Source organism: Peribacillus sp. FW305-BF15 (assembly GCF_058783805.1).
In genome coordinates, this window is record NZ_JBYSYV010000032.1 from 25,588 (window position 1) to 46,715 (window position 21,128).

A 21,128-nucleotide genomic window follows, 5' to 3' on the forward strand; every position below is an offset into this window, starting at 1 on the left:
AAATGTTAATACGGGATTACCCGAAAGAAGAGAGGCCGCGCGAAAGGTTTCTCCAGGACGGGCCGCAAAGTCTTTCCAATCAGGAATTGCTTGCTTTGCTATTGAGGACGGGATCAAGGGAAGAATCAGTCCTGCAACTATCCGGCAGGCTCATCAATTCCTTCAAGGGCCTGCGCCTGCTAAAAGAAGCCTCAGTGGAAGAACTGACCGTGATTAAAGGGATTGGTGAAGCAAAAGCGATACAAATCCTGGCCTCTGTCGAACTTGGCAGGAGAATTAACAATTTGAATGACCAAGACCGTTATGTGATTCGATCTCCTGAAGATGGAGCTAATTATTGCATGGAGGAAATGCGGTTTTTATCACAGGAACATTTCGTCTGTCTCTATTTAAATACGAAAAATCAAGTGCTACAAAAAACTACGATATTCATCGGGAGCCTCAATGCCTCGATCGTGCATCCGCGCGAGGTCTTTAAAGAGGCTTTCAAAAGGTCAGCTGCCTCTATCATTTGTCTTCATAACCACCCCTCCGGAGACCCCTCTCCCAGCAGAGAAGATATTGAAGTGACGAAAAGGTTAGTCGAATGTGGTAAAATAATCGGCATTGAAGTATTGGACCATATCATCATCGGGGAACATAAATATGTTAGCTTGAAGGAAAAAGGTTATTTATGACACTATCAAATTTTTTGACGATACGATATAATATTGTTTATGATTTTTAAAAGAGGAAACTTTTTCAAAACTCTTATTGTCAAAAAACGACAAATTATTATTTGAACTTATAAAAAGGCATTTTTGTTTACGAAAGGGAGATACCAGAATGTTTGGAATTGGAGCAAGAGATATAGGGATTGATTTAGGAACGGCGAATACGCTTGTCTATGTGAAGGGAAAAGGCATCGCAGTACGTGAACCATCGGTTGTAGCGGTGCAAACAGATACAAAACAAATCGTTGCAGTCGGAAACGATGCGAAAAACATGATCGGCCGTACACCTGGTAACGTGGTTGCCCTGCGCCCGATGAAGGATGGAGTAATTGCCGATTATGAAACGACGGCTACCATGATGAAGTACTATATGAAGGAAGCTCAAAAGAAGGGCGTATTCGGCAACAAGCCATATGTTATGATTTGTGTGCCTTCTGGAATTACGGCAGTTGAGCAGCGTGCAGTCATCGATGCAGCAAGACAAGCTGGAGCCCGTGACGCATATCCTATCGAAGAACCGTTTGCAGCAGCGATCGGTGCGGACCTTCCCGTTTGGGAGCCTACAGGCAGCATGGTCGTCGATATCGGCGGAGGGACGACGGAAGTGGCCATCATTTCCCTTGGCGGAATCGTTACAAGCCAATCGATCCGTATTGCCGGTGACGAAATGGATGATGCCATAATCGTCTACATCCGTAAGAACTACAATTTGATGATCGGTGAGCGTACTGCTGAAGCGATCAAAATGGAAATTGGTTCTGCTGGAGACACGGAAGGCGTCGAAAACATGGAAATTCGCGGCCGTGACCTATTGACCGGATTACCAAAAACGATCGAAATTACAGCTGAGGAAATATCCAAAGCATTAAGCGACACTGTTTCTGCAATTGTGGATTCCGTAAAAAACACTTTAGAGAAAACACCACCTGAATTAGCCGCTGACATCATGGACAGAGGCATTGTACTGACAGGCGGGGGTGCTTTGCTGCGCAATTTGGATAAAGTCATCAGTGAAGAAACGCAAATGCCGGTGATCATCGCTGAAAATCCTCTGGATTGTGTTGCGATCGGAACGGGAAAAGCGCTGGACCACATTCATTTATTCAAGACTAAATCAAGAGATTCGCGATAAGCATTACTTCTCAAATAGGGCCGGCTCAACAAAAGGTGCAATTTTGAGCCGGTTTTCTTATGTTTTGCTGTTTCATTAAATCCATAGTGTAATTTAAAAAAACCATAGAGTAAATTTTAGATAGAGGTGTAATCACCATGCCACAGTTTTTTAATAAAAAGCTCCTTCTCTTGCTCGTTAGTATTATCGTTCTCGTGGCATTGATCGGTTTTTCATTAAGGGAGAGAGAAGAGTTGACCTGGCCGGAGCAATTCCTGAAAGATACGACAGGCTGGGTCGGAAATGTGTTTAATAAGCCAGTATCGGGTATAACAGGTTTTGTAGGGGGCTTAAAAGACCTTCAACATACATACGATGAAAACAAAAAATTGAAAGCCCGCTTGGATGAATATGTATTATTGAAAACCCAAGTCCAAGATTTAAAGGAAGAAAATGAAGAACTTCGCGACAACCTCAAAAAAGAAGATGACCTGCGGAAGTATTCGCCCACTCAGGCGACGGTCATCGGCCGTAATCCCGACCGCTGGCATGAAATGCTGACGATCAATAAAGGGAAGCGTAATGGGGTAGAAAAAAACATGGCTGTCATCACTTCCAATGGGTTAGTCGGTAAGGTGAAATCGGCGACGGATTTCACGGCCTCGGTTCAACTTTTAAGTTCAATCGATAAAGCCAACCGTGTCTCAGCCATCGTTCAGGGTGATGATAAAGCATATGGCTTGATTGAAGGGTTCGATGATAAGAAGAACCTTTTGCTGATGAAACGGATTCCTTACGATAAAAAGATCAAGAAGAATTCATTGGTCATCACATCCGGTTATGGAGGAATCTTTCCGAAGGGTCTGCTGATCGGGAAAGTTGTCGATGTCAAAGTGGATCAATATGGATTGAACCAGACTGCATATATCGAACCTTCGACGGATTTTTATGATATTAATAATGTCATGGTCGTTCAGCGTGAAGTGGACGGTGTAACGAAAGAAAGTGAAGGGGAGGATGAAGCTGAGTGAGATATTTCATCCTTTCTTTCATAGCCTTGGTTTTTTTTGTTTTTGAAAGCATCTTCGCCCAGATGTTCGCTGGAGATGCATTCGGGGCCGATAAAATCGTCGTGCCCCATTTCATGATGATATTCGTTTTTTTCCTGACCATGTACGGGTCCAGGAAAATGGGTATGCTTTATGGGGCGATTCTTGGGTTGACTTATGATGTCGTATATACGGAAATCCTTGGAATTTACATGTTCCTGCTGCCTTTTCTTGCCTATCTGATATCGAAAAGCATGAAAATCCTGCAAAATAATATTTTGGTTGCCTGCCTTACTGCGCTTTTATTCACGGCAGTTTTAGAGGTTGTCATCTTTCAGATGAATATCATCCTATCATTTGCAGATATGGGATTTGGTGAATTTGCGGAACGGAGATTGATTCCGACATTATTATTGAATCTCGCATTCATTATCATCAGCTGCTATCCTTTAAAAAGAATGATTGAAATGCTTGATTTGCAAGGAGAAACGGAATAACGTTCCTGTGTCTTTAAGAAGCAGGTGGGAAATGTATTTTCTCTTTTCCGTGTACGTAGAAAAAGGAAATTTGTTTTCCTATGTCGAATTATATTTCATTGAGGTGAAACAAACGTCATGAATAAAAGAATTCAGCAAAATGTCATGATTAAGGGAACAAAAGACGGGTTTATGCTTCATCTCGATGATTCTTGCTCATTTTCCGAATTATTGAAAGAGTTAGAAGTGAAGCTTTCGGCAAACTATCAGTTTCAAGAAAATGACCCGTCCATTTCCGTAAAAGTACATACAGGGAACCGCTATCTTGATGAACAACAAGAAGAAAAGATTAAAGAGGTCATCCATAAAAAGAAGAAGCTTTTCGTGGTTGAGATGATTTCGAATGTCCTGACGAAGGATGAAGCGAAACGATGGAAAGAAGAAAACCAAGTGACGACAGTGACAAAGGTGATAAGGTCGGGACAGGTTTTTGAAGTTCCCGGTGACTTACTGTTAATTGGGGATGTCAATCCCGACGGAACGGTTCGTGCGGGTGGCAACATATATATCATGGGACAGCTAAAGGGAATAGCCCATGCCGGATATAAAGGGAATAATGAGGCCATCATAGCTGCCTCTGTCATGAAGCCTGCCCAGCTGCGCATTGCCGGACAAGTGAACTTATCTCCCGATCAATATTCAAAATGGGGACATGACTTGGAATGTGCCTTCATGGATGAAGAAGAAAATATCATTATAGAAAAACTGCAAGTTTTAAAGAAATATAGACCTAATTTAAATAGATTAGAAGGGGGTCTCTAATCGTGGGAGAGGCAATAGTTATAACATCCGGTAAGGGTGGTGTCGGGAAAACGACCACCTCCGCCAATTTAGGAACATCTTTAGCTCTTCTAGGCAAGAAGGTTTGCTTGATTGATACGGATATTGGTCTTCGGAATCTGGATGTGATCATGGGATTGGAGAATCGCATCATCTATGATTTGGTCGATGTGGTCGAAGGGCGCTGCAAGATTCACCAGGCGCTCATTAAGGATAAACATTTCGAGGATTTGCTTTATTTGCTTCCAGCTCCGCAAAATAGTGATAAAACAGTGGTGAATGAAGAGCAGATGAGGAAACTCATAAGCGATATGAAGCCTGACTATGATTATGTCATCATTGATTGCCCTGCAGGCATCGAACAGGGGTTCAGGAATGCCATAGCTGGGGCAGACAAGGCGATTATCGTTACGACGGCAGAGAGACCGGCTGTAAGGGATGCTGACCGTATTATTGGCCTGCTTGAAAAAGAAGAGCATATTGAACCGCCTCAATTGATCATCAACCGGATTCGCGGCCATTTGCTTCATGAGGATGAAGAAATGGATATCGATGGAGTTGCCGATTTTCTTAAGATTGATTTGATCGGCGTCATTCCTGATGATGACCAGGTCATTGTGGCAGCGAATAAAAAGGAACCCATTGCATACAATCCGGACAATCGAGTCTCGCTTGCCTATCGGAACATTGCCAGAAGGATCCTTGGTGAATCTGTGCCTTTGACTCCAATTGGCAGCGAACCAAAGGGCTTCATGTCCAAGTTGAAAAAATTCTTTAGCGTGCGGTAAATCTATATTCCTTTGTCAAGAAGCGGGGAGCATTTGATGCCCTCGCTTTTTTTTTGGACGGAACTTCAGGAAAATAAAAAAGGCAAGCCGTATCCCGGCTTGCCTGTTCTATATGCTAAAATGCAGCGGGTTATCCGCGTCTTCCGCCTCTGCCGCCGCGTTTTGATTCAGTGCTGCGTTTAAGAGTCGATAAATTTTCTTCGCTAGTCTTTAAAAAGCGCACCATTTTATCTTCGAAATTTTCCTTTGGTTGGAAATTACCTTTTGAACGAAAATCTTTAGAACGGCTATCCCCTTGGCGTGGTGGGCGTTTGGTATAAGAAGAGGTTTGCCCTTCGGGTCTATCTATAGCCTTTTTGATGGACAAGGCAGTTTTTCCGTCTTTCTCACTAATCACTTTTACTTCAATTTGGTCGCCTACTTTAAGATGGTCATTTACGTCTTTTACATAGCTATCTGCTACCTCACTGATATGCACAAGACCTGTTGAGCCTCCTGGTAATTCTACGAATGCTCCAAAATTAGTGATACCTGTTACTTTACCTTGTACTTTGCTGCCTATTTCGATTGACATAAAAAATTGTTCCCCCTCAATAATGTTAAAACCACTTTATTATAACAAATTTCAGGGAACAATATCAATCTCAATTATTAGATTTTCTGAATCGATACAGAAATCACCTTGGAAATTCATTGGTTTCTTGATGATTTTTCATTGGAAAAAATTTTTCAGGATGTGCAGAAAGAATATCTTTTCTCCGTCATAGTCTGGACAAGTTGCTCATACGTTGTAATATAGCGCTTTGACATGAGCAGGGAGGGGAATCTGGAATGGATGATCGCAGGAAAGATATCCGAAATCGTATTGCCAAGAGACGCAAGTTTAATGATAAGCCGGCAGGAAGCAGCAGTTGGACGGAAATCAACAATGAGGAACCATATGGGATTGATTCATATAACGGGTATTCCGAGAAAGATCATCCGCTCTTCAAGAAAGAATATTTTTTCTTTAAAATCCTTGCCAGTGTATGCCTGTTCCTGATAGTTGCGGTGATGTTCAAACACCCTTCTGTGCGGCTGGACCCTGCCAGAAGTTTTGTCACGGAGAACATGAACAAGGAATTTCAGTTCGCTTCAATCTCCAATTGGTACGAAAGTGCGTTTGGTAAACCAATCGCTTTTTTACCGAATGAAGCTAATACGGAAACTGTTGATTCGAATGAGGAATATGCAATGCCAGCTTCTGCGAAGATTACCCAAAACTTCGAGACGAACGGTGAGGGAATCATATTGGAAACGAGCAAAGGCTCAAAGGTCGAGGCCGTTAATGAAGGGGTCGTCATTTTTGCCGGTGAAAAGGAGGGGATCGGAAAGACGGTAGTCATTCAGCATGCCAATAAAACTGAATCTTGGTATGGGCAGCTGAAAGAAATTGATGTGAAATTGTATGAGTTCGTTAAAAAAGGCAATGAAGTCGGACAGGTTACACTAAGTGAAGATGGATCCAAGGGCAGATTTTATTTAGCTATAAAAGAAAATGATGCTTTCGTCGATCCTAAAAAGGTGATTTCCTTTGAGTGAATATGCGAAGTTACTGTTTAAAATCAGGGTGCACCCGACACTGTGGTTTGTCATTGGCATCGCCATCCTCACAGCCCATTTCGTTGAAATGATGATGCTCCTGCTCATCGTCTTCATTCATGAAATGGGGCATGCTGTCTGTGCCCAGCACTTCAAATGGCGGATAAAGTCAATCCAGCTGCTTCCTTTTGGCGGGGCAGTCGAGACTGAGGAGTATGGAAATAAGAGTTTGAAGGAGGATTTGGCGGTGGTGCTTGCCGGTCCGCTTCAACATGTTTGGCTCATTGGCGCAGCTTTTTTGCTCTATTTCTTCACTATTATCCCATATGAGCTGTATCAGCCCTTTTTGTATATGAACCTCATGCTGCTGATTTTTAATCTGCTGCCAATTTGGCCCTTGGACGGGGGACGCTTGCTATTCATCGGTATTTCCCTATACTGCACCTTTTTGGAAGCGCAGAAGCATACCCTTCACTTTTCTGCAGTATTCGCTGTCCTGGCTTTTTTGACCTGGATCATACTGGATCCGCTCAATTTGAACATCTGGCTCATCATCTTTTTCATAAGTCTCTCACTCGTCATGGAATGGCGGCAGAGGTATTACGCGTTCATCCGCTTTCTTTTGCAGCGCCATTACGGGCATACGAATGATTTGGCGAAACTGAAGCCGATATCGGTGGATTCACAAGAACCGATTTATAAAGTGCTGGAACTGTTTCAACGCGGCTGTAAACACCCCGTCATCATCATGAAAAACGGGAAAGAGAGCGGCTCGTTGGATGAAACGGAAATCCTTCACGCCTATTTTTCGGAGAAAATGACGAACGGGAAAATCGGCGACCTATTATATTCTTATTAAATATGTTATCCTTTCTTCAAATTGAGGAGAGGATTTTTTTTGATGAAAAAAATGATCGCGAACCTAGCTTCACGCGAAAAAAGAGTGGCCGTCCTTGAGAATGATGTTTTACGTAAACTTGAAATCATGCCGCCTCAAAAGCGCAGTACGGTCGGTAATATTTATCTTGGGAAGGTGACGAAGGTGCTGCCGGGAATGGATGCCGCCTTCATTGATTATGGTGCAGAGAAGAATGGTTTTTTACACCGTGACGAGATTCCCTCCTTCCAGCTTACAAAAAAAAGTGATGGGAAAGCACCCATCGGTCAATTTATCCGTCAGGGAGAAAAGCTGCTAGTTCAGGTGACCCGGGATGAAACGGGAACAAAAGGAGCTAAATTGACGGGGCTGATCGAGTTTTCAACGGAGTCCCTCGTTTACATACATGGAATAGATTATGTTGGTGTTTCAAAGAAATTCAAAAACGACGATCTTCAGAAGCAATGGCGGGAAACGGCCATGCAGCATAAAAATCCTGATGAGGGACTGATTGTCCGCACCTCGATGGAGAACGAAAGTGAATCGGTCTTCCTTGACAGGTTAACTGGATTGCGGGAGCTACATAAAGGGCTTGAAGTCAAGGCTGCGTCCCTAAAGGCCCCGTCCCTTCTCTATGAAAGGGACGCATACCTTGATATGATCATTTCCGAAATGTCGGGAACGGCGAACGGGGAACTTGCCATCGATGACTTCGAGACCTATCTCGAGTTGAAAAAGTGGATACAGGAAAACCGTAAGGAGTGGGAAATATCCCATGTAGCGGGTACCAGGAATATTTTTTCCGAATGGAATGTGGAAGCGCAAGTTGAGAAAATGGCCAAGAAAATCGTTTGGCTTGATAATGGCGGATATTTAATTTTTGAAGAAACGGAAGCTTTCACCGTAATCGATGTCAATTCAGGTAAGTTCACCGGCAAGGTGGAGAAGGAAGCAACATTGTTTGCGGTCAATCAGGCTGCGGCGAAAGAGGTCGCCCGTCAACTGAGATTGAGGAATATCAGCGGAATCATCCTGATAGATTTCATCAATATGGACCAGTCCCGGCATAAGCAGGAAATCATCGAAATCGTCAAAAAGGAAGCGGTGAGGGATGAAAAGCGAATCCAGGTCATCGGTTTTACGGAACTGGGCATTTTACAAATGACGAGAAAGCGAACCTCCCCGTCTTTAAGTGAAATGACGACGGTACCTTGCCCTGTGTGCAGCGGAAGCGGTAAAATCGAGAGCCCGGAAACGGTGGCCTTCCGGTTGGAACGTGAACTGCTGGAGCACAGGAAGACGGATGATGAAGCGGTATGGGTGGAGGTCAGTAAAGCGGTGGCGGACGTGCTGCTTGGTGAAAAGGAATCATATCGGCCGGCATTGGAGGAATTGATCGCTAAAAAGATATTCCTGTCTTTTATCCCAGGTTTGACGAATGCCTATTCCATCAAGCGATTCGGAAGCATTCAGGAAATCGGGCGGGCTTTCGAGTGAAGAGCGGGAATTGTTATAAATATATTGACAGCCTTTCCTGTTTCATGGTAGGATTTTAATGTTATGTTTGTAGCACCCGTGCTACAACCGCTCAACATCAGGTTTTAAGCTTTTGCCTTTTTGGTAAAACGCCTGTGATTGGCGAGTCTGAGACATTTAAGGAGGTGCAAGTATGTACGCAATTATCGAAACTGGCGGTAAACAAATTAAAGTAGCAGCTGGCGAAGCGGTTTACATTGAAAAATTAAACGCAGAAGCAGGCGAAACTGTTACATTTGACAAAGTTTTATTCGTAGGTGGCGAAGACGTGAAAGTCGGTGCTCCACTAGTTGAAGGCGCTACTGTAACAGGTACTGTCGAAAAACAAGGTAAGCAAAAGAAAATCACTGTTTTCAAATACAAAGCGAAGAAAAACAATCGTAAAAAACAAGGTCATCGTCAACCATACACTAAAGTTGTTATCGAAGCAATCAACGCGTAAGGGCTGATTCTAGATGATTAAAGTTGTATTTGATGCTCCGCAGGAACGGATTGCTTCGTTCACCTTAAGCGGACATGCTAATTTTGCTAAAAAAGGTTCTGATATCGTTTGTGCAGGTGTATCGGCTGTTTCCTTCGGGGCAGTCAATGCCATCATGTCCTTAACGGACGTAGAGCCTGAGATTGAGCAAGGGCGAGAAGGCGGCTATCTTCGCTGCGCCATTCCGGGGAATCTTTCGCCGGAATCGGAAGAGAAGGTTCAGCTGCTTTTGAACGGAATGCTCATATCGCTGCAAACTATCGAACGTGATTATGGTAAATACATGAAAATTATCCTCAACCAATAGGAGGTGGAACAAATGTTAAGATTAAATCTTCAGTTCTTCGCTTCGAAAAAAGGAGTAGGTTCTACAAAGAACGGACGTGACTCTCAATCTAAGCGTCTTGGCGCTAAACGTGCAGATGGTCAATTCGTTTCTGGTGGTTCTATCCTTTACCGTCAACGCGGAACAAAAATCTATCCTGGTGAGAACGTAGGCCGTGGTGGAGACGATACTCTATACGCTAAAGTAGACGGTGTTGTTAAATTCGAACGTTTCGGACGTGACCGTAAAAAAGTAAGCGTATATCCAGTTGCACAAGAAGCATAATTGGCATCTTTGAACAGAGGCTGACTCAAAAGGGTCTGATTCCTTCTACAAGACACTATATACCGCGTCATTATTAATAATGGTATGCTATATAGTGATGAAGGGGTCCGGCCCTTTATTTATACTATAGGAACGAACCAGCATTTTGCAGGAGACTTTAGTCATTAGTATAAGGAAACAACCTCTGACTTACAAAAGGCTCGCCAATAGGCGGGCTTTCTTAAACTTTCAGGGGGTAAATCCAAGATTATTCATCCATCCGATTTGGTTAAACCAAATAGACACTCCAATTCAACTATAATATCTCCAATTGGTGCATAAATAAGGCCCATTCTCTTTTTTAGTTCAAATGGCTCTACCATCGTCCAAAGAACTCAGGGTGTGCGGCTGTATTTTTTGGACGGGGGCTTTCATGTGAAGGCATGTGAATCGAGCTTCATTTCCTGTTTGTTGTTTTTTTGATATACTGTACAAATGGAAGTATTCAACATGATAGAGCTGAAAAAAGTTTCTTTATCATAATTGAAGGTGTTAATAATGGATAAAAATTGGACGACTATTGAAACTCTGCGTCAAACCAGGCATGACTGGCTGAATAAAATTCAAATCATCAAAGGGAATCTGGAGTTGAACAGAATTGATCGTGTCAAGGGCATCATTGATGAAATCATTGTTGAAACCCAGAATGAAGCACGACTTTCCAGTTTGAATTTGCCTAAGTTCACCGAGATGCTGTTGACGTCGAATTGGAATAATGGATCATTTTATTGCGAATATGAAATCATTGATGTTTTTGAAGGCTCAGCCGAGATGGACGGGCTGATGTATCGCTGGACAAACGATTTCTTCAAGATTCTGGATAAAAACCTGGATCCGTTTTTTGAAAATATACTCGCTGTTTCTATGTGTAAAAAAGAAGTGAGCGATATGCACTGTACATTTCATATGCAAGGCAGGTTCATTGATCAATCCCCAGTGATCGAGTTTTTGGAGAGTTCATTAACGGCCGAGCAATCAATTGAAATTCTTGAATGTAATGAGGATGAAATATTTTTTAAGATGGATATTAACTTTTAGAGAAGTATACAGCAAGAATTGACTTGCAGAAAACAAGGAAGTGATAGCATGTTTGTCGATCAAACGAAAGTCTATGTAAAAGGCGGAGACGGTGGTAACGGGATAGTTGCTTATCGTCGTGAGAAATTCATACCTAAAGGCGGACCAGCTGGCGGAGATGGCGGTAATGGTGCCAATGTCGTATTTGAAGTGGAAGAGGGCTTGCGTACATTAATGGATTTCCGTTACCAACGTCACTTTAAGGCACCTCGCGGAGAACATGGCATGTCCAAAAACATGCATGGTGCGGCTGCAAAAGATATGGTCATCAAGGTTCCACCTGGCACCGTTGTCATCGATGATAAAACGAAGGAAGTCATTGCTGATTTAGTTGAGCATGGACAACGCGCCGTTATCGCCAAAGGTGGCCGCGGAGGCCGGGGAAATTCCCGTTTTGCCACGCCTGCCAATCCTGCACCTGAAATCGCGGAGAATGGCGAACCCGGCCAAGAACGCGATATCGTCATGGAATTGAAACTGTTGGCTGATGTCGGTTTGGTTGGTTTCCCAAGTGTAGGGAAATCCACTTTGCTTTCTGTCGTATCCGCAGCAAGGCCAAAAATTGCCGAATATCATTTTACAACGATCGTACCGAACCTCGGAATGGTGGAAACGGAAGATCACCGCAGCTTCGTCATGGCCGATTTACCTGGTCTGATTGAAGGCGCTTCAGAAGGAGTGGGACTTGGACATCAATTCCTGCGCCATATTGAAAGAACGAGGGTAATCGTTCATGTAATCGATATGTCGGGTCTTGAAGCCCGGGATCCATATGAAGACTACCAAACAATCAATAAAGAATTGGAAGAGTATAACCTGCGCTTGACTGAACGTCCGCAAATCATTGTAGCAAGTAAAATGGATATGCCGGACTCGGAAGATAACTTAGCTGCTTTCAAAGAAAAGCTGGAAGAAGACTATCCTGTCTTCCCGATTTCTGCCGTGACGCGTGAAGGGATCCGTGAGCTTCTTTATGCAATCGCTGATAAAATCGAAGAGACCCCTGAGTTCCCTCTTGAACATGAAGAAGAGAATACTGGAATCCACCGGGTTCTATATAAACATACATCACAGTCGGATGAATTTAACATTGAACGCGAACCCGATGGCAGCTTTGCCGTATCAGGATTCAAGATCGAGCGTCTATTCAAAATGACTGACTTCACCCGTGAAGAGTCCATACGTCGTTTCGCCAGACAGCTTCGTTCATTCGGAGTCGACGAAGGCCTTCGCCAAAAAGGTGCGACAAATGGCGATATCGTCCGTATCCTTGAATATGAATTTGAATTTGTTGATTGATTGGAGACCATGATGGCAGGCAAAAGGAGGCGTGCGGAGTTTGAATAAGTCCGATCAGAAATTTTTCCTCGTTCGAGAGGATGTCCTTCCCGAAGCGATGAAAAAAACGCTGGATGCAAAAGAAATGATTGAACGGGGAAAAGCGGAATCAGTTTGGGAAGCGGTACAGCGAGTGGACCTAAGCAGGAGTGCTTTTTACAAATACCGTGACACGGTTTTTCCGTTTCATACAGTTGTTAAGGAAAAGCTGATTACACTGTTCTTCTATCTCGAAGATCGTTCTGGTACTCTATCGGAGCTTTTACGGCTCGTCGCCTCATCCGGTTGCAACATCATGACCATCCACCAAACGATTCCTTTACAGGGACGTGCGAATGTCACCCTATCCCTGAATACGGGTGGGATGACGATGGATATTAATGAACTGCTCACTAAACTGCGTAAAATGGAGTTCGTCGAAAAAGTCGAAATCATTGGTAACGGCGCATGAAAACAGCCTGTACATGACACATGTACAGGCTGTCAGTTTGTAGACAAAAGGTTTCCCAAACCTTTTCCAACTGATACTGAACAAAAAAGTTTGCCTATTCGTTTCATGCGGTGCAGACCGTAGATAGTAGCTCCGCGAAATAATCCGGAAGCTTTCATTAAGATGCAATAGTAAATCTGTTCAAACAGGTGACCGTCCGCGGAAAGCGAGTGCCTGGAGCGAAAATCAACGGTCAACGTTTAAAAACATAAATTAGCCTGAAGACAAACTCATTTATTATCGGGTTTGTCTTCAGGCTGTTTTCATTTGTAAGAGGAAATTAACGATTAACTATTGTAAAAAATCAGAAAATGGCATAACATAAACAATAGATTTTCCGTGAAAAGGAGTTTATAATATGACAGCGAAAATTGCATTTCTTGGACCAAAAGCAACGTTCACGGATTTAGCTGTATCGCGACTATTTCCTTATGATATAAAAATACCGATGAACACGATTCCGGACTGCCTTGATGCTGTTCGGGACGGGGAAGTTAATCACGCGCTCGTGCCGATCGAGAATGCTTTAGAGGGTTCGGTAAATATAACGATGGATTACTTAGTCCATGAAGTCACATTGCCGATGAAAGGCGAAGTGACGATTCCAATCCAACAGCATTATATGGTGCACCCGGATCATGCATATCCTGGTTTCAAACCTGACATGGTTTATTCGCATTCCCATGCCATCGCTCAATGCCGCAAATTCCTACATAATGAGCTAAGGGGCATTCCGTATGAGTATGTCACATCCACTGCAGCCGCTGCGAAGATGGTGATGGAGAATCCCGATATCAATATTGCGGCGATTGCAAATGATATGGCTGCAGAGGAGTACGGTTTGACGATTGTCAAACAAAATATTCACGATTATGAACATAATCACACCAAGTTTATCGTCGTATCCAACAGTGAAGTCGACTATGAAGGGCATTTGACCGTTGAAGGGGATAAGAAAACGACCTTGATGATTCAGCTGCCTGCCGACCACTCAGGGCAGCTGCACCAAGTGCTTTCCGCTTTTTCCTGGAGGAAACTTAACCTTTCCAAGATTGAATCAAGACCCATGAAAACAGGATTAGGCAATTACTTCTTCATCATCGACATCGAAATGTCCCTTGACGATGTCCTGATCCCAGGAGCGATCTCTGAGCTCGAGGCCTTAGGATGTACGGTATCGATCATGGGAAGCTATACATGCTTTAAAGTCCAAACTGGTGTACCGCAACGATGAATGTTAAAAGCTGAGTACAATGAATAAGAAGGGTGCCCCGGGATTATTTCCGGGGCATTTTTTGTGTTCGTTAAGATTTGTATTTCCTTTGTGTACAAGTTCCTAAAATGGTGGGCTGTCATTTGATGAAATATATAGCAATAGGCAGGTTTATTGGATTTTGGGAAGATGGCGAAGTTTTTCATGATAAAAAGTGCCTATGATTCTGGATGGAAAACAAACACCGATTGTGCTGAAAGCAAATACAATAAGTAAATCTCGGTGGGCCACATGTGGAACTCGCAATACATATTTTGAAAACTAATTCAGTGGATGCACCTTTTTTATCAAAAAAAATACAGGGAGAGGGTGGTGATCAGCAGAGATGGATAATCAATTCAAAGAAACTTTCGGTTCTTGGATTCAAGCGATAGGAACTGTCATTTCTGCTATAGCGGGTACACCCTCACATGTCTTGGACGAAAAATTTCGCACTAACTTGGATTTGATTGGAAATGAACTTCAAGCAACAGGAAATGCCTTATTGGCCGACGCGGAAGAAACCTGGTCACTGGATAAATTTGGGAATATAATACAGGCAATCGGAAATTCGACTGTTATCTTAGGCCTAGTCATTGATTTTGATGAAATAACGAAACAGGAATTAATCATCAAAGGCAATCTGATTCAAGCGTTGGGAGGAGGAACCGCTTTGGCGGGGGCATACGAAAATCCGGATGAACCGGAACAGGCCTTCAATGCTACGGGAAATTTGTTGCAGGCGATTGGGAATTCGATGCAAGCGATGGGTGGAATTGCCGAACTTAAAAATAGCATTCTAGAAAAAGACCAAGATAAGGATCAAGAACAAGATGAACAAGATAAGGAGCAGGAACAGCAAAAATATCAATATCCTAATTTGGAAGAGAAGCCATCTGATGGAGAATTAATCCAAGTGGTGGGGGGCTGGGTACAGGCGGTCGGTTCCGTCATTAGCCTTATAGGGCAGTTGAGAAGTAACGAAGATGAAAACTCCGGGAATGGAAGCTCAAATGAAAGCAATTTCAATGATGAGTGAGCATGCGAGTCCATAAAAAAAATCCTCAAAAGCCCTATCTTTTGAGGATTTTTCGTTCATTCAATCGACTAAAATGCCGGCATCCCTCAAAGCGCACTCCGCTTCGTCGAGCAGTTCTTCAGATGATGCGCTCAGTGTATGGAGATGGATGCCGTTCGTTAGTTCCGATAAAAACGATGCATTCGTTGCCGTCACCCTTGAAAGGAATTGCTGGACCTCCTTACGGCTGCTGACCATGATGGAAGCGGTTAGGTCGCCGTATACGGGGTGCTCGATTTTGACATCTTTCACCGTGATACCGATATCCACTAGTAAATATAGTTCTTCTTGGGTCCGGGAAGGATCGTGCTGGCAAGCAATGATCCTTTCCGGCTTCTGCGTGCTCCCCGATTGCAGGTACAGATAGCCTTGGCTTGTGGCAATGATAGGTTCATTCCGCGCTTTCAGGAGGGTAATGTCACCAACGATAACCTGCCGGCTTACATTCGTTATTTGCGAAAGCTCGCTGCCCGTTACAGGCTCCGTGCTTGTTTGCAATAAATGTAAGAGTTTCGTCCGTCTTTCTTCCCCAAGTAATTTCTTTCTTTCCATAAACATTCACCTCTTTAATTACAAACATTCTAACACAGATTGGAGGGTTTTATCGAATGGAAGCAATTCCTTCGATGCAGTCCGCCAACTTGTGAATGTCGTCGGCCGTCGTGTTTTTGCCAAAGGAAAAGCGGACGAATTGATGGGCTTCATCTTCGCTTTTTCCAATGGCCATCATCGTTTTTGAAGGATCCTGTTTACCGATTTGGCAGGCGCTTCCCGTCGAAACGGCGAATCCTTTCTGGTTTAATTCCAGCATGATGTACTGTCCTTGCAATCCAGCGAAGGTCAGCGCCAATATGTGAGGCAATTGCTCGTATTCTGCTTCGATGATTTGAAAATCAATTTTCCTTTCCGTCAGCCGTTGAATCAATTGCGTCCTAAGTGCGGAGATCCGTTTTCGTTCATCTTCCATGATGTCGCCCAATTTCTTAGCAGCGGTCACGAAGGAAGCTATCCCGGGGACGTCCACTGTTCCTGGTCTGAAACCATATTCATGAGTGATATTCGGTACCGAAGCCTTCAACTGATGGATGGCCGGGAAAATGACGGCCCCAGTCCCTTTTGGACCATAAACTTTATGACTGGAAACGGATAGTCCATCACATGAGGCGGCTATCTTGCCAAGCGGTAATTTAGCAAATGATTGGACGCAATCCACATGAAAAAAAGCCTGGTGTTTTCGAACGATTTCACTTATTTGCTCAATGGGTTGAATGACCCCGATTTCCGAATTCACATGTTGGACAATGACTAAGCATGTTCTCTCCGACATGCATTCCTGCAGATGTTCAATATCAACACGGCCATCTTTCAAATGCCGTAAATAAGTAACCTCGAAGCCATCTTGTTCAAGCTTTTCGACGAAGTTGGCAAGAGATGCATGTTCAGTCCGGCTTACAATCAAGTGGTTCTGCCAGGATGGTTTCGAAGCGATGAAAGTATCTATCGCAAGCATGTTGCTTTCTGATCCGCCGCTCGTAAAGATGATTCCTTCCTTTTTTATGTTCAGCATTTCTGCGAGTTGCTGCCGTGACATATCCAATAAACGTGCCGCTTCAGAGCCAATATCATGCAAACTGCTCGCATTCCCGAAAAACTTCCGGGATGCTTGGCTGAATACGTCAAGAGCCTCCTCATCAATCGGAGTTGTAGCGGCGTAATCCAAATAAATCAAGAAATCACTTCCATCCTTTAAACTTAAAAAACTCTTGATAATAGTTTAATAATATGTAAATATAGTTGTCAAGACACCTGTCATAAACAGGAGGAATGAAATAATGGTAAAAGCGGATATCATCGTGATAGGCAGTGGGATTGCTGCCTTGAAAACGGCATTGGAAGCAAGTGAACATAAGCATGTGATACTCATCACAAAATCAAATATCCGTCATGGTAATTCTTATTTAGCCCAGGGCGGGATTGCTGCTGCAATATCTGATCGTGATCGAATATCCTTTCATAAAAAAGATACGCTGGCGGCTGGTCAGCGATATAACAAGGTGAAGGCAGTGGAAAAACTCGTTGAAGAGGCACCTTCGGTTATAGCTGAACTTATTGCTTCGGGTATGCGATTTGACCAAGATGATGACGGAACTTTATTGCTCGGCATGGAGGGGGCCCACAGTGAACGAAGAATCCTCCATAGTCACGGGGATGCTACCGGAAAGTACATGATGGAACATCTTATAGGCTGCTTGAAAAAATCATCGGTTACTGTGATGGAGAATGTTGCTGCAGTGGAGTTGATCATCGGGAAAGATGATTCTTGCATAGGCGTCAAAACACTTGATAAGGCAGGGGAACTTGTTGCCTATCACGCGGAACGGACGGTTTTGGCAACAGGCGGCTGTGGTTCCCTATACCATTTCACTTCAAATTCACAAACGGTTTCAGGTGATGGGATCGCACTTGCATTCAAGGCCGGTGCAAAAGTGCGTGACATGGAATTCATACAATTCCATCCGACCCTGCTTTTTGTGAATGGCAAAGTGAAAGGGCTGGTTTCAGAAGCGGTTCGCGGGGATGGTGCGAGATTAGTGACGGAAATGGGAAAGCCGATCATGGAGGATGTCCATAGCTTGAAGGATCTAGCACCAAGGCATATTGTTGCACAGACGATTTTTTCTTATTTGAAGCGCGGTGAAAAGGTATTTTTGGATATTTCGATGTTCAAGGATTTTAAAAATCGTTTTCCGACAGTGAGCTCATTATGTGAAAAAAGCGGGCTGGACCTTCAATTGGGGAAAATCCCGGTTGCACCTGGAAACCATTTTCTAATGGGAGGGATTGATGTGGATGAATCGGGGCAAACCTCTGTACCCTCTTTGTATGCAGTTGGTGAAGTGGCATGCACTGGTGTACATGGTGCAAACCGATTGGCAAGCAACTCCCTTCTCGAAGGATTGGTTTTTGGAAATACGCTTGGCCGTTTCCTTGCTAAAGTGCCGGCAAGGTCGATACCGCAAGAAAAAGAGCAGACCAAAAGTTCCAGTCAAATTTCCTTTCTACCTGAACTCACGACATTGCAGGAAAAATTAATGAACGAAGCGGGAATCGTTCGAAATGAAGCGGGTTTAACCCGACTGAAGGATTATCTTGAGACATTTAATATCGAAAAATTGCTGCAAATGGAAGTGACGGCATTACCGATACAGGAAATAACGAAAATCAATGCCATCATCGTGGCGTGGCTGATTGCCGAATCCGCATTGACCAGAACGGAAAGCAGGGGCGGTCATTTCCGCAGTGACTATCCTAACGAAGATGACACCCAATGGCTTGAAAATTCGGTTATCCTTGCTTGCACGGATGTAAAAAACCGAGTGAAAGGGAGACGACTATATGAATATATTGAAGCTTAAGCAGATGCTGCAACAATTTTTAATGGAAGATATAGGGGAATGCGATGTAACGAGCGATACGATTTTTGATCAAGGTGAACAAGGTACTTTGACGTTCATCGCAAAAGAAGGCGGGGTCTTCAGTGGAGGGGACGTCATCAAGACGGGATTTGCATTGCTGGATGAGCAAATCGAGGTTTTCCTTTTTGTTCAAGATGGCGAAGTTTTCGAAGAAGGACAGCAGCTTGCAAAAATGACCGGCGATATGGCCTCCCTTTTAAAAGGGGAACGGGTCGTTTTGAATTTGGTGCAGCGTATGTCCGGAATTGCGACACAGGCCCATAAAGCTGCCATGATATTAGCGGGGACGAAGACGAGAGCTTCTGATACGAGGAAAACCACACCGGGCCTGCGGATGCTTGAAAAATATGCGGTCCGTTCCGGCGGGGCATTCAATCACCGATATGGTCTGTATGATGCAGTCATGATAAAGGACAACCATATTTCTTTCGCTGGGTCCATAACGAAAGCGGTTCAAACGGTAAAATCCAAACTGGGACATACCACTAAGGTGGAAGTGGAAACGGAATCACCACAGCAGGTGCTTGAAGCAGTGGAAGCCGGTGCAGATATCATCATGTTCGATAACCGGAGCCCCGAAGAAATCAAGCAACTGATCAAATTGGTTCCCGCCCACATCATTACTGAAGCTTCTGGAGGAATCCATTTAGACAATCTAGCCTCATATCGGGAAACAGGGGTAGATTATATTTCGTTGGGCAGCTTGACGCACAGTGTCAGGGCACTTGATATCAGCGCAAAGGTCAAAGAGCAGGAGGGGATATTGAAATGAACATATTGGAGATGGCTAAAACAGCAGGAAATACATTGCCTGAAAAGTATAAAACGATGACAAAGGTAGAGATGGAGAATCGGGTCCATGACATCAAGAAACGTCTGGGGAACCGTCTTTATATCCCAGGTCATCATTATCAACGGGAGGAAGTCATTCAATTTTCGGATTCAACGGGGGATTCACTTCAATTGGCCCAGCTTTCCGCGCAAAATCGTGAAGCGGATTATATCGTGTTTTGCGGCGTGCATTTCATGGCTGAAACAGCGGATATTTTGACGGAAGAAGGGCAGACGGTTATCCTTCCTGATATGCGTGCAGGCTGCTCCATGGCGGATATGGCCGATATTGAACAAACGGAACGGGCGTGGACAAAGCTTCAGGATCTTTTTGGCGATACGATCCTTCCGCTAACTTATGTGAATTCAACTGCGGCCATCAAAGCTTTTGTAGGGAAAAATGGCGGGGCGACGGTGACGTCTTCCAATGCACAAGGGATGGTCTCGTGGGCCCTCTCGCAAAAAGAAAGAATCCTTTTTCTTCCCGATCAGCATCTTGGGAGGAATACCGCCTTTGACCTTGGAATCCCATTGAATGAAATGGCTGTCTGGGACCCGCATAAGGATGAATTGATCTATGAAGGGGAACTGGAAGATCTGAAGGTACTTCTTTGGAAAGGACATTGTTCAGTCCATGAAAATTTCACTACGGCGAATATTGAAACGCTTAGAGCGGAGCAGCCTGAAATGAATATCATCGTTCATCCCGAATGCCGCCGTGAGGTAGTCGCCCTGTCAGATTACGCGGGTTCGACATCGTACATCATAAATATGATTGAAAAAGCCGAACCAGGTAGTTCTTGGGCAATCGGCACGGAAATGAACCTTGTCAAGCGTCTTATCGCCAATAATCCTGACAAGAACATCATCTCATTAAATCCGAATATGTGTCCATGTCTTACAATGAACCGGATTGATCTGCCTCACCTGCTATGGGCGCTTGAATCCATTGAAGAAGGTATCATCATCAATCCGATAAAAGTGGAGAAGAACATTGCGGATAATGCCATCCTAGCATTAAACAGAATGCTGGAGCGCGTTTGAGTCAGTGCAAAAGACTTTGAATCATAAGAAATAGAGAGGTAAAACACCCGTTCGGTCAGTCGGCCTAATGAGGATTGAATGGTCTTATCCCGAATGAAATTTTATCATGGGATCATTGCCATGATTTTAAAACAAGACCGAGTAATCCACATGTATTGTTACTGTTTTAATTGAAACTCACAGGATTGCGACACTCCTGCCGAATAACTGGCTAGCCGAGACACTTGCGTCGAGGAGGCTTGGCAGACAGTCGGCGGAAAGGGAGCGGATTTCTGAAATCGAATATAATTTTCACCATAAAAAAGTAGACAAACTCGCTTCTTCGAATTTGTCTTCAGTCTGAAAGGGGGATAAACTCCCCCTTTCAGTTTGTAGACAAAAGGGGTTCGGAATTAAAAAATTCCGAACCCCTTTTTGAGATTCCCTTTGAATTTTTTCCTG

At 43.8% G+C, this 21,128-nt stretch carries 23 protein-coding genes and 1 other annotated feature; of the genes, 20 read left to right on the plus strand and 3 right to left on the minus strand.

Going from position 1 to position 21,128, the window contains the following annotated elements; genetic code table 11:
* The first annotated feature begins 2 nt into the window (after positions 1-2).
* The 6 genes from radC (at position 3) to minD (ending at position 4,977) form a co-directional block, all read left to right on the plus strand.
* On the plus strand, positions 3-677 hold the full coding sequence (gene radC, locus AC3WLU_RS24180; protein WP_063577662.1) for a RadC family protein: 675 nt from the start codon (positions 3-5) through the stop codon (positions 675-677).
* 148 nt (positions 678-825) lie between these two features.
* Complete coding sequence (locus AC3WLU_RS24185) at positions 826-1,845, plus strand: rod shape-determining protein (protein WP_034308871.1); 1,020 nt, start codon at positions 826-828, stop codon at positions 1,843-1,845.
* 137 nt (positions 1,846-1,982) lie between these two features.
* Entirely contained in the window at positions 1,983-2,855 is an 873-nt protein-coding gene (gene mreC, locus AC3WLU_RS24190; protein ID WP_057276635.1) for a rod shape-determining protein MreC, read from the plus strand.
* The gene (gene mreD, locus AC3WLU_RS24195; protein ID WP_057276634.1) at positions 2,852-3,370 is read left to right on the plus strand and encodes a rod shape-determining protein MreD; all 519 of its coding nucleotides are present in this window, start codon (positions 2,852-2,854) and stop codon (positions 3,368-3,370) included. Before mreC ends, mreD begins: the two co-directional genes overlap by 4 nt.
* A gap of 117 nt (positions 3,371-3,487) precedes the next feature.
* Positions 3,488-4,171, plus strand: coding sequence for a septum site-determining protein MinC (gene minC / locus AC3WLU_RS24200; protein WP_034308864.1), 684 nt, complete (start codon positions 3,488-3,490; stop codon positions 4,169-4,171).
* Between the two features lie 2 nt (positions 4,172-4,173).
* Positions 4,174-4,977, plus strand: a complete 804-nt coding sequence (gene minD / locus AC3WLU_RS24205) for a septum site-determining protein MinD (protein WP_034308862.1) — start codon at positions 4,174-4,176, stop codon at positions 4,975-4,977.
* 130 nt (positions 4,978-5,107) lie between these two features.
* Here the strand turns inward: minD and AC3WLU_RS24210 are convergent, their stop codons facing one another.
* Complete coding sequence (locus tag AC3WLU_RS24210) at positions 5,108-5,551, minus strand: S1 domain-containing RNA-binding protein (RefSeq protein WP_034308861.1); 444 nt, start codon at positions 5,549-5,551, stop codon at positions 5,108-5,110.
* A gap of 257 nt (positions 5,552-5,808) precedes the next feature.
* Here AC3WLU_RS24210 and AC3WLU_RS24215 point away from each other — a divergent pair, with 257 nt between their 5' ends.
* From AC3WLU_RS24215 to AC3WLU_RS24265, 11 genes are all read left to right on the plus strand, one after another.
* Positions 5,809-6,558, plus strand: coding sequence for a M23 family metallopeptidase (locus AC3WLU_RS24215; RefSeq protein ID WP_034308857.1), 750 nt, complete (start codon positions 5,809-5,811; stop codon positions 6,556-6,558).
* A complete protein-coding gene (locus AC3WLU_RS24220) occupies positions 6,551-7,417 on the plus strand; it encodes a M50 family metallopeptidase (protein ID WP_034308855.1) in 867 nt (288 codons plus the stop codon). Before AC3WLU_RS24215 ends, AC3WLU_RS24220 begins: the two co-directional genes overlap by 8 nt.
* 42 nt (positions 7,418-7,459) lie before the next feature.
* Positions 7,460-8,932 carry an Rne/Rng family ribonuclease gene (locus AC3WLU_RS24225; protein ID WP_400448467.1) on the plus strand — a complete coding sequence of 491 codons (1,473 nt, stop codon included), beginning with the start codon at positions 7,460-7,462 and terminating at the stop codon, positions 8,930-8,932.
* 75 nt (positions 8,933-9,007) lie between these two features.
* Positions 9,008-9,091 (plus strand) — a sequence feature (ribosomal protein L21 leader region).
* Between the two features lie 13 nt (positions 9,092-9,104).
* Entirely contained in the window at positions 9,105-9,413 is a 309-nt protein-coding gene (gene rplU / locus AC3WLU_RS24230) for a 50S ribosomal protein L21 (RefSeq protein WP_034308849.1), read from the plus strand.
* 13 nt (positions 9,414-9,426) lie between these two features.
* A complete protein-coding gene (locus AC3WLU_RS24235) occupies positions 9,427-9,759 on the plus strand; it encodes a ribosomal-processing cysteine protease Prp (protein WP_048688952.1) in 333 nt (110 codons plus the stop codon).
* Positions 9,760-9,771: 12 nt separating this feature from the next.
* A complete protein-coding gene (rpmA, locus tag AC3WLU_RS24240; RefSeq protein WP_034308845.1) occupies positions 9,772-10,062 on the plus strand; it encodes a 50S ribosomal protein L27 in 291 nt (96 codons plus the stop codon).
* A 537-nt stretch (positions 10,063-10,599) separates the two neighbouring features.
* Positions 10,600-11,139 carry a Spo0B domain-containing protein gene (locus AC3WLU_RS24245; RefSeq protein WP_063575560.1) on the plus strand — a complete coding sequence of 180 codons (540 nt, stop codon included), beginning with the start codon at positions 10,600-10,602 and terminating at the stop codon, positions 11,137-11,139.
* A gap of 48 nt (positions 11,140-11,187) precedes the next feature.
* Positions 11,188-12,477, plus strand: coding sequence for a GTPase ObgE (gene obgE / locus AC3WLU_RS24250; protein ID WP_492598056.1), 1,290 nt, complete (start codon positions 11,188-11,190; stop codon positions 12,475-12,477).
* A 40-nt stretch (positions 12,478-12,517) separates the two neighbouring features.
* Positions 12,518-12,967 carry an ACT domain-containing protein gene (locus AC3WLU_RS24255; RefSeq protein WP_034308837.1) on the plus strand — a complete coding sequence of 150 codons (450 nt, stop codon included), beginning with the start codon at positions 12,518-12,520 and terminating at the stop codon, positions 12,965-12,967.
* 397 nt (positions 12,968-13,364) lie between these two features.
* A complete protein-coding gene (gene pheA, locus AC3WLU_RS24260; protein WP_492598057.1) occupies positions 13,365-14,240 on the plus strand; it encodes a prephenate dehydratase in 876 nt (291 codons plus the stop codon).
* 364 nt (positions 14,241-14,604) lie between these two features.
* On the plus strand, positions 14,605-15,297 hold the full coding sequence (locus AC3WLU_RS24265) for a DUF6944 family repetitive protein (RefSeq protein ID WP_492598058.1): 693 nt from the start codon (positions 14,605-14,607) through the stop codon (positions 15,295-15,297).
* Between the two features lie 60 nt (positions 15,298-15,357).
* On the opposite strand, the gene AC3WLU_RS24270 is transcribed toward AC3WLU_RS24265, so the two are convergent.
* On the minus strand, positions 15,358-15,888 hold the full coding sequence (locus AC3WLU_RS24270; RefSeq protein WP_492598059.1) for a transcription repressor NadR: 531 nt from the start codon (positions 15,886-15,888) through the stop codon (positions 15,358-15,360).
* Between the two features lie 49 nt (positions 15,889-15,937).
* Positions 15,938-17,065: an IscS subfamily cysteine desulfurase gene (locus AC3WLU_RS24275; protein ID WP_492598060.1), complete on the minus strand. Its 1,128-nt coding sequence runs from the start codon at positions 17,063-17,065 to the stop codon at positions 15,938-15,940.
* A gap of 103 nt (positions 17,066-17,168) precedes the next feature.
* Here AC3WLU_RS24275 and nadB point away from each other — a divergent pair, with 103 nt between their 5' ends.
* The 3 genes from nadB to nadA are packed head-to-tail and all read left to right on the plus strand — an operon-like array spanning position 17,169 to position 20,687.
* On the plus strand, positions 17,169-18,752 hold the full coding sequence (nadB, locus tag AC3WLU_RS24280; RefSeq protein WP_492598061.1) for an L-aspartate oxidase: 1,584 nt from the start codon (positions 17,169-17,171) through the stop codon (positions 18,750-18,752).
* A complete protein-coding gene (gene nadC, locus AC3WLU_RS24285; protein WP_492598062.1) occupies positions 18,733-19,584 on the plus strand; it encodes a carboxylating nicotinate-nucleotide diphosphorylase in 852 nt (283 codons plus the stop codon). The genes nadB and nadC overlap by 20 nt, the downstream gene beginning before the upstream one ends.
* The gene (nadA, locus tag AC3WLU_RS24290) at positions 19,581-20,687 is read left to right on the plus strand and encodes a quinolinate synthase NadA (protein ID WP_095679652.1); all 1,107 of its coding nucleotides are present in this window, start codon (positions 19,581-19,583) and stop codon (positions 20,685-20,687) included. Before nadC ends, nadA begins: the two co-directional genes overlap by 4 nt.
* Positions 20,688-21,128: the final 441 nt, after the last annotated feature.